The organism is Citreimonas sp., assembly GCF_042096055.1.
GTDB lineage: Bacteria > Pseudomonadota > Alphaproteobacteria > Rhodobacterales > Rhodobacteraceae > Citreimonas.
In genome coordinates, this window is record NZ_JBELMH010000018.1 from 7,859 (window position 1) to 21,234 (window position 13,376).

A 13,376-nucleotide genomic window follows, 5' to 3' on the forward strand; every position below is an offset into this window, starting at 1 on the left:
CCCGCTCGACTGCTTCCCACGCTGACACGTCCGGTTTCCCATCCCCGTTTCGTACGATTAGCGACAGGGGCTCGCGCGCTGTCAAGAAAATTACGTAGCGTCGATTACAGTTTGGGCGTACCCTGTACGAAACGCTACATCGCATGGGGTGACCGCGTGCAGCAGACCCGCTCTTCTCCGTCCAGCCGCCCCGTGCTGGTCAAGGACCTGATCCGCGATCACGACCATTCCGGCGCCCTCACCCCGGCCGAACGGCAGCTGACCAGCGTGCTGCTGCGCGACTACCCGGTGGCGGGCCTCAACACCGTCAGCAAACTGGCGGAGGCCGCGGGCGTGTCGACGCCCACGGTGATCCGGCTCGCGCGCAAGCTGGGCTTCGACGGCTTCCCCGAGATGCAGGACGCGCTGCGCCGCGAGGTGTCGGAACAGATCAAGCAGCCGATCCTCAAGGGCGACGGCTGGCCCGAGACGCGCGGCGACAGCCCGGCCTTCCGCACCTTCGCCACGGCGGTGTTCGAGAACCTGAACCACACGATCGAGCGGCTCGACCCCGCGACCTTCGACACGGTGGCCGCCCTGCTGGCCGACCCGGCCGTGTCCGTGCGCATGGCGGGCGGGCGCATCACCCGGTCGAACGCCGACTACTTCTTCAACCACCTGCAGATCATCCGCCCCGATGTGATGCTGCTGCCGCCGCCGGTCAACGTCTGGCCGCAATACCTGCTGGACATGGGGCCGCACACGGCGCTGATCCTGTTCGACATCCGCCGCTACGAGGGCGAGCTGATGAAGCTGGCCGAGCTTGCCCGGGGGCAAGGCAGCCGGATCGTGCTGTTCACCGACCAGTGGGGCAGCCCGATCTCGGCGCTGGCCGACCACGTGTTCAACGCCGCGGTCGAGGTGCCGTCGTCGTGGGATTCCACGCTCGCCATCAACCTCATCGTCGAGGCGCTGATCGCCGAGGCGCAGTCGCGGCTGGGCGACGGGGCGCTGGCGCGGATCGAGCGGCTCGAGGACCTGTTCTCGAGCACGCGGATCTTCCGCCGCCCGGGGTGAGGTCGCCTGCGCGCGGTCGACTGCCCGGCTCGGCGGGCCCGGAACTCATCGTTCCGGTCTTGGTTGCCCTGCCGACAGGGCGCCGCGCGCCCGCGCCCCCCGCCGCGAGGAAAGACCCGCATGACTTCGCTTCCCTCCTCGGACTGGCCCGACGCGACCGCCGCGATCCTGGCGGACCCGTACCGGCACATCCTGTCGCGGTGCCGCGATCTGGGCACCGACGGCTTCCGCACGCGCATCCTGGGCCGCGAGGCCGTTTGCCTGACGGGGCGCGAAGCCGCGCGCCTGCTCTACGACCAGGACAAGATCAGGCGCGAGGGCGCGGTGCCGTCGCTGATCCGCGACGTGCTGTTCGGCACCGGCGGCGTCCAGGGGCTGGACGGCGCACCGCATCACCATCGCAAGCGCATGCACCTGAAGCTGCTGGGGCCAGACGCGGACCTCGACCGGTTCGTCGCCCGGTTCGACGACGCGTTCCGCGCGACGGCCGCGCAATGGCATGGCACGGTCGAGGTCTTCGACGAGATGAAGGTGGTGCTGACGCGCAGTGCCTACGGCTGGTCCGGGCTGCCCTTGCCGACCGACGATGCGAAGGTGACCGCCGACCGGCTGGCCGACCTGTTCATGCATGCCGGTCCCTCGCCGGTCGGGCAGATCAAGGCGCGGCGCGCGCGCCGGCACCTCGAGCGCGACACCGTGCAGGCGATCGAGGACCTGCGCGCCGGCAGCTTCGCCGACGTCGATGCGGGCCGCGCGTTCCCGGTCGTCGCGCTGTGGAAGGACCAGGACGGCCAGCTTCTGCCAGCGCATGTGGCCGCGGTCGAGCTGCTCAACATCATCCGGCCGACGGTCGCCGTCTCGGTCTTCATGGCCTTCGCCGGGCTGGCGCTGGCGCGGCACCGCGATGCCGTCGCGCGTGTGCGCGACCATTCCGACTGGCCGCACGCCTTCGTGCAGGAGGTGCGCCGCACCGCGCCGTTCTTCCCGGCGACCACCGGGATCGCGCGCGCGGATCTCGACTGGCACGGAGAGACGATCCGCGCAGGCACGCGCGTGGTTCTGGATCTCTACGGCACGAACCGCGACGCGCGGCACTGGCAGGAGCCGGACCGTTTCGACCCGGCCCGTTTCCTCGACTGGCCCGGCGATCCCTACACGATGGTGCCGCAGGGCGCCGGTGAGCACGCACGGACCCACCGCTGCCCAGGCGAGTGGCTGACGATCCGCCTGATGGAGCGGTTCACGACCTTCATGGACGGCGAGATCGACTGGCGCCTGACCGACCCGGACGTGCAGATGGATTACTCGAGCTTCCCCGCCCTGCCGAAGAAGGGCGTGCTGATCTCGGTCTAGTCCGCCTCTGCGGCCCGCGCGCGGCCCAGCACCGGCGACAGCGCGGCGATCAGCAGCGCGAACAGGCCGACGAGGGCGAAGGACAGGCGCAGCGAACTCGCGTCGGCGATGAAGCCGATCGCCGGCGGACCCATCAGCATCGCGCCGTAGCCCAGCGTGGCGACCGAAGCGATCGCCTGGCCTGCAGGCACGTCGGGGTCCGCGGCGGCGCGGCTGAAGGCCAGCGGGATCACCGCGGCGTAGCCGAGACCCATCAGGACGAAGGCGACCAGCGCGAGCGGCAGCGAGGCGGAGGTGGCGCAGAGCAGGTAGCCCGCCGCGCCGAGCAGCCCGCTGACCAGCGCCACGCGTTGCGGGCCGTGGCGAGTGATGGTCCGATCGACGCAGAGCCGCATGGCGACCATCGTGACCGAGAAGACGGCGTAGCCCAGCGTCGCCTGCGACTCGGCCGCGCCCAGCACGTCGGACAGGAAGACCGCGCTCCAATCCACGGCGGCGCCCTCGCCGAGGCCCGCGCCCAGCGCGATCAGGCCGACGAAGACCAGCGCGCCGCGGGGGAAGGCGAAGACCGGGTCGGCCGCGCCGCCGGTCACCACGCGCGAGGTCCAGGCGATCCGCAGGAACGGGCCGAACAGCGCCGCCGCCAGCACCGAGGCGAGCAGGAAGTGGACCGCGACCGGCGCCGCGACGCTGGCGGCGACGAAGCCGCCGGCGGCGCCTAGGCCGGCGCCGAGGCTCCACATCGCGTGGAACGAGGACATGACCGAGCGGCCCATGTGATGCTCGACCTCGGCCGCCCACGAGTTCATCGTGACGTCCATCGCGCCGTGGCACATCCCGAAGAGGAACAGGGCCACGCCCAGCGCGACCACGGTGGGGGCGAGGCCGACCAGCACGATCGAGACGAGGTAGACCGCCGCGATCCAGCGGGTCACGCGGACCGCGCCGAAGCGGTCGGCGAGCTTGCCCGCGATGGGGAACGAGACCAGCGCGCCCACGCCCATGACCAGCAGGAGCAGGCCCAGCGCGCCCTCGTCGAGGCCGAAGCCGGCCGCGACCGCCGGGACCCGCGAGGCCCAGCAGCCCAGCAGGACGCCGTTGAGGGCGAAGGCGGCGGCGACGCTGCGCCAGGGGGTGACGATGGCGGGCATTCCCTTCCTCCGATCAGGTGTCCCATCGTGGGACATCATGGCGCACAAACGAAATCAATGACTTGCAGCGACGGATTCATCAAGTCTTAGGATTTGCCCCCGCGGACGGCCCCCGACACGCCCCCCGCGAGGGGCCGCGTCAGAGTCCCAGGAGGCCGGTCAGGTTTTCCAGCGCGGCGCGATCCTCGGGCGCCAGCGGCGCGCGGCGCGAGCGGAACAGCGTCGCCTGGCTGCGCAGCACGGGCGGGTCGGACAGCGGCTTGAGGTGGTTGGCGCGCAGCGTCTCGCCGGTCGAGGTGATGTCGGCGATCGCCTCGGCGGTCAGGTTCGCCACGGTGCCCTCGGTCGCGCCCTGGCTGTCGACCAGCCGGTAATCGGCCACGCCGCCGTCGCGCAGGTAGTCGCGCACCAGCCGGTGATACTTGGTCGCGATGCGCAGCCGGTGGCCGTGGCGCGCGCGGAACGCCGCCGCCGCCGCGTCGAGATCGTCGAGCGTGTCGACGTCGACCCAGGCGGCGGGCACGGCGACGATCAGGTCGGCATGGCCGAAGCCCAGCTCGGCCAGCGGCTCGACCTTCTGGTCCCATTGCACCAGCTTCTCGCGCACCAGATCCGTGCCGGTGACGCCCAGGTGGATGCGCCCCGCGGCCAGTTCGCGCGGGATCTCTCCGGCCGCGAGCAGCACCAGGTCGACGCCGTCGGCGCCCGACACGGCGCCGGCATATTCGCGGTCCGACCCGGTGCGCGACAGGGTGACGCCTCGGGCGCCGAACCAGTCGAAGGTCTTCTCCATCAGCCGGCCCTTCGAGGGCACGCCCAGCTTCACGCTCATGCGCCGCCCTCCAGCGCCAGGATCAGGTCGGGGCGGATCACGCCGCCCACCGCCGGGATCGCCTGCCCGTCGCCCAGCCGTTCGGTCAGCGCGTCGTAGCGCCCGCCGGTGGCGGCCGGCGGCAGGTCGGGCCGCGCGTCCGAGACGAAGCCGAAGACGAAGCCGTCGTAGTATTCCATCGAGGTGCGGCCGTAGCTGCCCTCGAAATCCAGCGCCTCGACGTCGATGCCGCGCGCGGCGAGCGCGTCCAGCCGCGCCTCGAGCCGGTCGAGCGCGGGCGTCAGCGCGGGCATGTCCACGGCGATGTCGCGCAGCCGCGCCAACGCGAAGGGCGCGGTTTCGCGCACCGCGAGGATGGCGTCGACCAGCGCCACCTGGTCGCGCGACAGCGGCGGCTGGGCGGCGTCGGCGCGCAGCGTCTCGATCCGGGCGGCGATCTCGTCGTGCGAGCGCTTGCCGACCAGGGGCGCCGCGCCGTCCAGCGGATCGCGCGCCTTGAGAAGCTTCGCGCGCGCGGGCGGCACGCGGGTCTTGCCGGAAAACCGGTCGAGCAGCGCGCGGAAGCGGCGCGGCCGCCACAGGTGGCGCAGCAGCGCCGCGCGCCGCGCGGCCGAGGCGTCGAGCCCGCCGACCGCCGCCATCAGCACGCCGATATCGCCGGTGACCGCGCGCAGCGGCAGGCCCGCCAGCGCGTCGGCGAAGATCGCGAAGACCTCGGCATCGGCGGCGGCGGGATCGATGCGGTCGAAGATCTCGAACCCGACCTGCAGGTATTCCGGGTTGCGGTCGGGATCGGCCTCCTGCCGGCGGAAGACCTCGCCGGAATAGGTGTAGCGCGCGGGCTCGGCGCCGCCCTGCATGTGCGCCTGCACCACCGGCACGGTGAAGTCGGGGCGCAGCATCATCTCGCCCCGCCCCGGATCGGCGGTGACGTAGGCGCGGCCGCGGATGTCCTCGCCGTAGAGGTCGAGCAGCGTCTCGGCCGGTTGCAGGATCGCGGGGTCGATCACCGCGGCGCCGGCGGCCTCAAACCGGGCGCGCAGGCTGGCCGCCTTGTCGCGGGCGGCGGGGTTCACGCCGGGCCGTCCAGGATCGCGCGGACGCGGGCGACCAGTTCGGCGCGCGGCACCTCGAATTGCGAGGGGCGTTCCTTCCACTCTTCCAGGCTGGCGTTCTCGGCGATCTTCGCGCCGAGGACCAGGTCCTTGATCTGGACGACGCCGCGGGCCTTCTCTTCCTCGCCCTCGATCACGGCGACGGGGCTGGCGCGCTTGTCGGCGTATTTGAGCTGGTTGCCGAAGTTCTTCGGGTTGCCAAGGTAGACCTCGGCCCGGATGCCGGCGGCGCGCAGTTCGGCCACCATCGACTGGTAGTCGGCCATGCGCTCGCGCTCCATCACGGTGACGACGACGGGGCCTTCGGCGCGGGTCTCGATGCGGCCCTTTTCGTGCAGCGCGGCGAGCAGGCGGTCGACGCCGATGGACACACCCGTGGCGGGCACGGCCTGGCCGGTGAAGCGCTTGACGAGGTCGTCGTAGCGCCCGCCGCCGGCGACGGAGCCGAACTGGCGCTTGCGGCCCTTGTCGTCGAGGATCTCGAAGGTCAGCTCGGCCTCGAAGACCGGGCCAGTGTAGTAGCCGAGACCGCGCACCACGCTGGGGTCGATGACGATGCGGTCGGGGCCGTAGCCCTGGGAAATGAGCAAGTCAGAGATTTCTCGAAGCTCTTGAATCCCGACCCTACCGTTGTCGGAAGAACCAACCAACTCACCGAGATATCCCAGCACCCTATTAGTGATGGCTGCGCCGCTTTGTGGCGTATGCTTCCAACCTCGCTGCCTATCAGGCCCTTTTTCCACTGACCAAGCTTGAGCAAGAAGCTTGTAGTCGTCGCTTTCGGTGTCGCTCCGGGCGTCCAGTTCCACTTCCAGTCGGCCAAGCACACGCGACTTGGCCAGCAGAAAACCAACGGCCTTGTCAGCCTGCTCATCGCTCAGCCCCACACCGTCGATATAGGCGCCCGATGCGTCGAGGCGGCCCTTGCCCAGAAGCTCGCGCACGCCGGCCTCGCCGACCTTGTCGAACTTGTCGATGGTGCGCAGGACGGCGGCCTGCTGGCCCTCGTCCGCGACGCCCATCGCCTCGAGCACGCCGTTGAGCACCTTGCGATTGTTCACGCGCACGATGTAGTCGCCGCGCGGAATGCCGACCGTTTCCAGGACGTCCGCGAGCATGGCGCAGATCTCGGCATCGGCGGCGACCGATCCGCTGCCCACGGTGTCGGCGTCGCACTGGTAGAACTGGCGGTAGCGGCCGGGGCCGGGCTTTTCGTTGCGCCAGACCGGGCCCATCGCGTAGCGGCGATAGGGCAGCGGCAGGTCGTTGCGGTGCTGCGCGTAGACGCGGGCGAGCGGCGCGGTCAGGTCGTAGCGCAGGGCGACCCAGCCCTCGGCGTCGTCCTCCCAGGCGAAGACGCCCTCGTTCGGGCGGTCGACGTCGGGCAGGAACTTGCCCAGCGCCTCGACGGTCTCGACGGCCGAGGATTCCAGCGCGTCGAAGCCGTAGCGGTGGTAGACCTGCGCGATGGCCTGCAGCATCGCGGCGCGGTGCGTCACCTCGGCCCCGAAATAGTCGCGGAAGCCCTTCGGCGTCTGCGCCCGGGGGCGCGGCGTCTTCTTCGCTTTGGCCATGGGTCTGCCTGTCTCGATCCGGTCGCGCACCCTCTAGCGTGCCGCCCCGGCGGGGGCAAGGCGGGGCTGCCGCGGCGGGGCAACGGGCGCTTGCACGGGCGCGGCGGCGCGCCTACCTCGGGGTCACGAGGATGGCGAGAGGAGCGAAGCCATGGACCGCAACGTCGAGGAACGCCTGGCCCATCTGGAACGCAGCGTCGACGACCTGTCGGACACCGTCGCCCGCCAGGACCGCGAGATCGAGGAGCTCAAGCGCCGCCTCGCGGTGCTGGTCGAGCGCGAGCGCGAACGCGCCTCCGAAGGCAGCGGCGGCGTGGTGCTGGGCGACGAGCGGCCGCCGCATTACTGAGCGGGTCAGCGCGACTTGATGTCGAGCGCGACGACGTCGCCGTCGTGCAGCAGCAGGTTCTTCCAGCGCGGGTTCGAGCCGTGCCGCTCGTAGAGGCTGACGAAGACGGTGTCGCGTTCGAGCCGGCCAAGGCGGTCGCCGCAGGGCTGGTCGTCGGACACGCGGCAGAGCACGCGCTTGATCCGGTCGTAGGCGGCGTCGGTCGCGGCCATCGGCTGCGTGCGCCCGGGCGCGCCGAAGCGGATCATCTCGTAGGTCTCGGGCTGGCCGAACATCGCGAGCGCCGCGGTCACCTGCCGTGCGCAGCCGTCGGAAAAGCCGGTGACGAAGAAGGTGCGCTGGCCGGTCTGGCCGGGGGCGGTGTCGTGGATCGCGTAGCCGCGGCCGGTGGCGGGGTAGCGCGCGATCTCGGTCCCGAGGCGCGCGGCCGGCAGATCGCAGGCGCGGCCGATCTCGCCGTAGGGCAGCACCGCGTTGCGGCCGACCTCGACATACTCGACCCCGTCGCCGGTGCCTGCCCCGCCGCCCATCGGCGCGCCGGAACAGCCTGCGAGTGTCAGTGCGGTGACGGCGACGATGGCGCGGAAGATCATGCGGGCCCCCTCGATGGCTGATGCCTTCTAGCGGGTCGCGGCGCGCATCGCCAGCGGTTCGGGCACGATGCGCGAAGCGGCGCCTAGACTTCTTCCACCGCCAGCACGCCGGCGAGCGATTTGACCGCGCCGCGTATCTCGGGGGTCACGGGAAAGTCCTGGCCCAGCCGCAGCACCGTGTCGCCCGGCAGGCCCACGTAGTCGGGCAGCAGCAGCTCGACCGGGCCGCGGGCGGCCTTGGGCAGCTGCTCGGAGGCGCGTTTCAGCACGCCGGCGATCTGGCCCAGCGCGGCCTCGTCGTCGAGGAAGATGCGCAGGCCCGTGACGGCCCCGGCGATCACCTGGTCCATCGGCGACACGCCGCGGCCCAGCAGCTTGAGCTGGTCGGCCTCCATCGTGGCCTCGACCGTCAGCAGCACCTTGGCGCCGGTCTCGAGATATTCGCGCGACTTCTCGAGCGTCTCGGAAAACAGCGTGACCTCGAAGGCGCCGGTGGGGTCCGACAGCTGGCAGAAGGCGAAGCGGTTGCCGCGCGCGGACTTGCGCTCCTGCCGGCCCGCGACGACGCCCGCCATCTTCGCCACCAGCGGCGCGCTTTCGGCGCGGGCGGTGACCTCGTCCAGGGTCATCACGTCGCGGCGTTTCAGCGCCGGCATGTAATCGTCGAGCGGGTGGCCCGACAGGTAGAAGCCGACGGCCTTGAATTCCTCGGCCAGACGTTCGGCCGGAAGCCAGTCGCTGACCGGCGACAGGCGCGGCTCCGGCAGATCCTCGCCCGCCTCGCCGAAGAGCGAGACCTGCGCCGAGGCCTTCTGGTCGTGGATCGCGGCCGAGTAGGCCACCAGCGCGTCGAGGCTGTCAAAGACGCGGCGGCGGTTCGGGTCGAGCTGGTCGAAACAGCCGGCACGGGCCATCATTTCCAGCGGCCGCTTGCCGACCTTCTTGAGGTCAACGCGGCGGGCGAAGTCGAACAGCGTGGCGAAGGGTTTCTCGCCCCGGCCCTGCGCGCCTGCGGCGCGACCCTCGACCACCAGCCGCATCGCCTCGACGCCGACGTTCTTGAGCGCGCCCAGCGCGTAGACCAGCGCGCCCTCGTGCACGTCGAAGGTGGCCTGCGAACGGTTCACGCAGGGCGGCACCCAGGGCAGCGACAGACCTTTGCGGACCTCCTCGAAATACACGGCCAGCTTGTCGGTGAGGTGGATGTCGCAGTTCATCACGCCGGCCATGAACTCGACCGGGTGGTTCGCCTTGAGCCAGGCGGTCTGGTAGCTGACCACGGCGTAGGCGGCGGCGTGCGACTTGTTGAAGCCGTAGTTGGCGAACTTGTCGAGCAGGTTCCAGACCTCGATCGCCTTGTCCTTGTCGACGCCGTTGGCCTTGGCGCCTTCCAGGAACTTGGGCCGCTCGGCGTCCATCGCCTCCTGGATCTTCTTGCCCATGGCGCGGCGCAGAAGGTCCGCGCCGCCGAGCGAATAGCCCGCCATCTCCTGCGCGATCTGCATCACCTGTTCCTGGTAGACGATGATGCCCTGCGTCTCGTCGAGGATGTGGTCGATCGTGGGGTGAAGCGCTGCGCGCTCCTTCTTGCCGTTCTTGACCTCGCAATAGGTCGGGATGTTCTCCATCGGGCCGGGACGATAGAGCGCCACGAGGGCGACGATGTCCTCGATGCAGGTGGGCTTCATGCGCTTGAGCGCGTCCATCATGCCCGAGGATTCCACCTGGAACACGGCGACCGTCTTGGCGCGGGCGTAGAGGTCGTAGGATTTCTCGTCGTCGAGCGGGATCAGGTTGATCTGGTTCTCGGCCCCCGGCGCGGGTTCATAAAGCTCGGTGCCGTCGGCGGCCACGTGCAGCGGGCGCCCGGCCTTGAGGATCAGGTCGACCGCGTTCTGGATCACCGTCAGGGTCTTGAGGCCGAGGAAGTCGAACTTCACCAGGCCCGCCTGCTCGACCCATTTCATGTTGAACTGCGTGGCCGGCATGTCCGAGCGCGGGTCGCGATAGAGCGGCACCAGCTCGTCCAGCGGGCGGTCGCCGATTACCACGCCCGCGGCGTGGGTCGAGGCGTTGCGCAGCAGCCCCTCGACCTGCTGGCCGTAGGTCAGAAGGCGCTCGACCAGCCATTCCTTGTCGGCCTCTTCCTTGAGGCGCGGCTCGTCCCGCAGGGCCTGTTCGATGCTGACGGGCTTGACCCCTTCGACCGGGATCATCTTGGACAGGCGGTCGACCTGCCCGTAGGGCATCTGCAGCACGCGGCCCACGTCGCGCACCGCGGCCTTGGACAGCAGCGCGCCGAAGGTGATGATCTGGCCGACGCGGTCGTGGCCGTACTTCTCCTGCACGTAGCGGATCACCTCCTCGCGGCGGTCCATGCAGAAGTCGATGTCGAAGTCCGGCATGCTGACGCGTTCCGGGTTGAGGAAGCGTTCGAACAGCAGGGAATAGCGCAGCGGGTCGAGGTCGGTGATCGTGAGCGCGTAGGCCACGAGGCTGCCGGCGCCCGAGCCGCGGCCCGGCCCCACCGGGATGTCCTGCTCCTTGGCCCACTTGATGAAGTCGGCGACGATCAGGAAGTAGCCCGGAAAGCCCATCCCCTCGATGATGCCGAGCTCGAATTCCAGGCGCTTCTCGTAGTCTTCCACCGATGCGGCGTGGGGGATCACGGCGAGGCGCGCCTTGAGGCCCTCCTGCGCCTGGCGGCGCAGCTCGTCCACCTCGTCGTCGGCGAAGCGCGGCAGGATCGGGTCGCGGCGGTAGGCCATGAAGGCGCAGCGCTTGGCGATCTCGACGGTGTTCTCGATCGCCTCGGGCAGGTCGGCGAAGAGCGTCGCCATCTCCTGCGCGGACTTGAAGTAGTGCTGCGGCGTCAGGCGGCGGCGCGGGTCGTTCTGGTCGACATAGGCGCCCTCGGCGATGCAGATCAGCGCGTCGTGCGCCTCGTACATCTCGGTCTTGGGGAAGTAGACGTCGTTGGTGGCGACCAGCGGCAGGCCCATCTCGTAGGCCATCTCGACATGGCCGCGCTCGGTCGCGCGTTCGGATTGCGGCAACCCGTTCTCGGTCGGGTGGCGCTGCAGCTCGACGTAGAGGCGGTCGCCGAACATGGTGTGCAGGCGGGTCATCAGCGTCTGCGCGGCGGGACGCTGGCCGGCCTGCAGCAGGCGTCCCACGGGGCCGTCCGGCCCGCCGGTGAGGCAGATCAGCCCTTCGGCATGCGCGTCGAGTTCGTCCAGCGTGACGTGCGGCAGCTCTCCGTCGGTGCGCAGGTAGAGGCACGAGTTGAGCTTCATCAGGTTCTCGTACCCGGCCTCGGACTGCGCCAGCAGCACCACCGGCGCGGGCGGCTTCGGGCGCTCTCCGGTGCCCGGTTCCAGGTAGCGCAGGTCGACCTGGCAGCCGATGATGGGCTGGATCCCCTTGCCCGCGGCCGAGACCGAGAATTCCAGCGCGGCAAAGAGGTTGTTGCTGTCGGTGACGGCGACGGCGGGCATGCCGGCGGCCTCGCACAGGCCGGGCAGCTTCTTGAGGCGCACCGCGCCCTCGAGCAGCGAGTATTCGGTGTGCACGCGCAGGTGGATGAATCGGGGATCGGCCATGCGACCACGATATGTGGGGGGCGGCCTCGCGAAAACCCCCAAACCGGCCGCGCCCGCTCGACCCGGCGTCAGCGGGCGCGCCGTGGCGTCGCGGGCGCCTTTTTCCTTGCCAAACCGGCCGCGCGGCCCCTACGCTTTGGGCTGAAAAACGGATTTCGCGCGCCTTCTACGCCGCATCGAGGGCGCGCACCCCGCGGGGATCGGCAACGGTAAGGCGGCAGGCTATACGAACATGGACATCACGTTTCTTCTCAACGGAGAGACCGTGGACCTGCGCGACGTGGACCCCACGGCGACGCTGCTGGACTGGCTGCGCGGGCCGCGCGGGCTGACCGGCACCAAGGAAGGCTGCAACGAGGGCGATTGCGGCGCCTGCACGGTGATGGTCACCGACGACGACGGCGCCAAGGCGCTCAACGCCTGCATCCTGTTCCTGCCGCAGCTGCACGGCAAGGCGGTGCGCACGGTCGAGGGGATCTCGGGGCCCCGCGGCGAACTGCACCCGGTGCAGCAGGCGATGATCGACCACCACGGCAGCCAGTGCGGCTTCTGCACGCCGGGCTTCGTGGTCTCGATGGCCACCGCGCATCTGAACGGCGACCGCGGCCACGACGACGCGCTGGCGGGCAACCTGTGCCGCTGCACCGGCTACGCGCCGATCGTGCGCGCGGCCGAGGCCGCGGCCGACACGCCCGTGCCAGAGTGGATGCGCGGCGATCAGGGCTTCTTTGGTCCGGAAATATCCTCGGGGGGAGGCTCGCAGAGCCGGGGGGCAGACAGCCCCCCTGCCACGCCCGCGGCGCCGGAAACCGCCGACGAGCTCGCCGCGCTTTATGCCGCACAACCCGACGCCACGCTGGTCGCCGGCGCCACCGACGTGGGGCTGTGGGTGACCAAGCAGATGCGCGCGCTGGGGCCGGTGATCTTCCTCAACCGCTGCCGCGACCTGCAGGCGATCGAGCGGACCGAGGCAGGCCTGCGCATCGGCGCGGGCGTCACGATGGACCTCGTGCTGGACGCGATGCGCGACCGCCATCCGGGTTATGCCGAGATGATCCGCCGCTACGGCAGCGCGCAGGTGCGCGCGGCGGCGACGATCGGCGGCAACATCGCCAACGGCTCGCCCATCGGGGACAACCCGCCGGCGCTGATCGCGCTGGGGGCGGTGCTGCACCTGCGCCACGGCGATACGCGCCGCGACCTGGCGATCGAGGAGTTCTTCCTCGACTACGGCAAGCAGGACCGCGCACCGGGCGAATTCGTCGAGGCGGTGACGATCCCCGGCCAGACCGACCGGCTGCGGGTCTACAAGCTGTCAAAGCGCTTCGACCAGGACATCAGCGCGGTCTGCGGCGCGTTCAACATCACCGTCGAGGACGGCGTGGTGCAGGACGCGCGCATCGCCTTCGGCGGCATGGCGGGCATCCCTAAGCGCGCCGCGACGGTCGAGGCGGCGATCACGGGCCGGCCCTGGGACGAGGCGACGCTGGCCGCCGCCGACGACGCCTGGGCGCGGGATTTCCAGCCGATGAGCGACATGCGCGCCTCGGCCGCGTACCGGCTGGCCACCGCGCGCAACATGCTGCGCCGCGCCTGGCTGGAGGACGAGGGCGTGGCGGCGAATGTGCTGGAGGTGCGGGCATGAACCGGACCGCACGTTTCCAAGGCAATGTCGCGAAGCCCCTGCCCCACGATGCGGCGCGCCTGCACGTCACCGGTGCGGCGCGCTACGTCGACGACATCCCGACGCC

Annotated in this window: 10 protein-coding genes; 4 read left to right on the top strand and 6 right to left on the bottom strand. The window is 70.5% G+C overall.

The genetic code is table 11. The annotated features are described in order from the left end of the window. Positions 1 to 156 precede the first annotated feature (156 nt). Together ACFDTC_RS06305 and ACFDTC_RS06310 are read left to right on the top strand one after the other, a co-directional pair. Positions 157 to 1,056 carry a MurR/RpiR family transcriptional regulator gene (locus ACFDTC_RS06305; RefSeq protein ID WP_375258031.1) on the top strand — a complete coding sequence of 300 codons (900 nt, stop codon included), beginning with the start codon at positions 157 to 159 and terminating at the stop codon, positions 1,054 to 1,056. Between the two features lie 120 nt (positions 1,057 to 1,176). Next, positions 1,177 to 2,409 carry a cytochrome P450 gene (locus tag ACFDTC_RS06310; RefSeq protein WP_375258032.1) on the top strand — a complete coding sequence of 411 codons (1,233 nt, stop codon included), beginning with the start codon at positions 1,177 to 1,179 and terminating at the stop codon, positions 2,407 to 2,409. Here ACFDTC_RS06310 and ACFDTC_RS06315 read toward each other — a convergent pair. The 4 genes from ACFDTC_RS06315 to hisS all read right to left on the bottom strand — a co-directional run bounded on the left by ACFDTC_RS06315 (position 2,406) and on the right by hisS (position 7,081). Continuing rightward, the gene (locus tag ACFDTC_RS06315) at positions 2,406 to 3,560 is read right to left on the bottom strand and encodes an MFS transporter (RefSeq protein WP_375258033.1); all 1,155 of its coding nucleotides are present in this window, start codon (positions 3,558 to 3,560) and stop codon (positions 2,406 to 2,408) included. The two genes, ACFDTC_RS06310 and ACFDTC_RS06315, sit on opposite strands and share 4 nt — an antisense overlap. Before the next feature lie 139 nt (positions 3,561 to 3,699). Further along, positions 3,700 to 4,392, bottom strand: a complete 693-nt coding sequence (hisG, locus tag ACFDTC_RS06320; RefSeq protein WP_375258034.1) for an ATP phosphoribosyltransferase — start codon at positions 4,390 to 4,392, stop codon at positions 3,700 to 3,702. Then, positions 4,389 to 5,468 (bottom strand): ATP phosphoribosyltransferase regulatory subunit, encoded by a 1,080-nt coding sequence (locus tag ACFDTC_RS06325; protein ID WP_375258035.1) that lies wholly within the window; start codon positions 5,466 to 5,468, stop codon positions 4,389 to 4,391. Before ACFDTC_RS06325 ends, hisG begins: the two co-directional genes overlap by 4 nt. Next, a complete protein-coding gene (gene hisS / locus ACFDTC_RS06330) occupies positions 5,465 to 7,081 on the bottom strand; it encodes a histidine--tRNA ligase (protein ID WP_375258036.1) in 1,617 nt (538 codons plus the stop codon). Before hisS ends, ACFDTC_RS06325 begins: the two co-directional genes overlap by 4 nt. A gap of 151 nt (positions 7,082 to 7,232) precedes the next feature. Between hisS and ACFDTC_RS06335 the strand changes: the two genes are divergently transcribed. Beyond that, entirely contained in the window at positions 7,233 to 7,430 is a 198-nt protein-coding gene (locus tag ACFDTC_RS06335) for a SlyX family protein (RefSeq protein ID WP_375258037.1), read from the top strand. 5 nt (positions 7,431 to 7,435) lie between these two features. Here the strand turns inward: ACFDTC_RS06335 and ACFDTC_RS06340 are convergent, their stop codons facing one another. Further along, positions 7,436 to 8,023, bottom strand: coding sequence for a hypothetical protein (locus ACFDTC_RS06340; RefSeq protein WP_375258038.1), 588 nt, complete (start codon positions 8,021 to 8,023; stop codon positions 7,436 to 7,438). Between the two features lie 83 nt (positions 8,024 to 8,106). After that, entirely contained in the window at positions 8,107 to 11,625 is a 3,519-nt protein-coding gene (gene dnaE, locus ACFDTC_RS06345; RefSeq protein WP_375258039.1) for a DNA polymerase III subunit alpha, read from the bottom strand. Between the two features lie 232 nt (positions 11,626 to 11,857). Here dnaE and xdhA point away from each other — a divergent pair, with 232 nt between their 5' ends. After that, positions 11,858 to 13,270, top strand: a complete 1,413-nt coding sequence (xdhA, locus tag ACFDTC_RS06350; protein WP_375258040.1) for a xanthine dehydrogenase small subunit — start codon at positions 11,858 to 11,860, stop codon at positions 13,268 to 13,270. Positions 13,271 to 13,376 lie beyond the last annotated feature (106 nt).

Excerpts from the sequence above, each read along its gene's own strand:
- dnaE (WP_375258039.1), bottom strand. The coding sequence starts at position 11,625 with ATGGCCGATCCCCGATTCATCCACCTGCGCGTGCACACCGAATACTCG.
- ACFDTC_RS06340 (WP_375258038.1), bottom strand. The coding sequence starts at position 8,023 with ATGATCTTCCGCGCCATCGTCGCCGTCACCGCACTGACACTCGCAGGC.
- ACFDTC_RS06310 (WP_375258032.1), top strand. The coding sequence starts at position 1,177 with ATGACTTCGCTTCCCTCCTCGGACTGGCCCGACGCGACCGCCGCGATC.
- ACFDTC_RS06315 (WP_375258033.1), bottom strand. The coding sequence starts at position 3,560 with ATGCCCGCCATCGTCACCCCCTGGCGCAGCGTCGCCGCCGCCTTCGCC.
- ACFDTC_RS06335 (WP_375258037.1), top strand. The coding sequence starts at position 7,233 with ATGGACCGCAACGTCGAGGAACGCCTGGCCCATCTGGAACGCAGCGTC.
- xdhA (WP_375258040.1), top strand. The coding sequence starts at position 11,858 with ATGGACATCACGTTTCTTCTCAACGGAGAGACCGTGGACCTGCGCGAC.
- hisS (WP_375258036.1), bottom strand. The coding sequence starts at position 7,081 with ATGGCCAAAGCGAAGAAGACGCCGCGCCCCCGGGCGCAGACGCCGAAG.
- hisG (WP_375258034.1), bottom strand. The coding sequence starts at position 4,392 with ATGAGCGTGAAGCTGGGCGTGCCCTCGAAGGGCCGGCTGATGGAGAAG.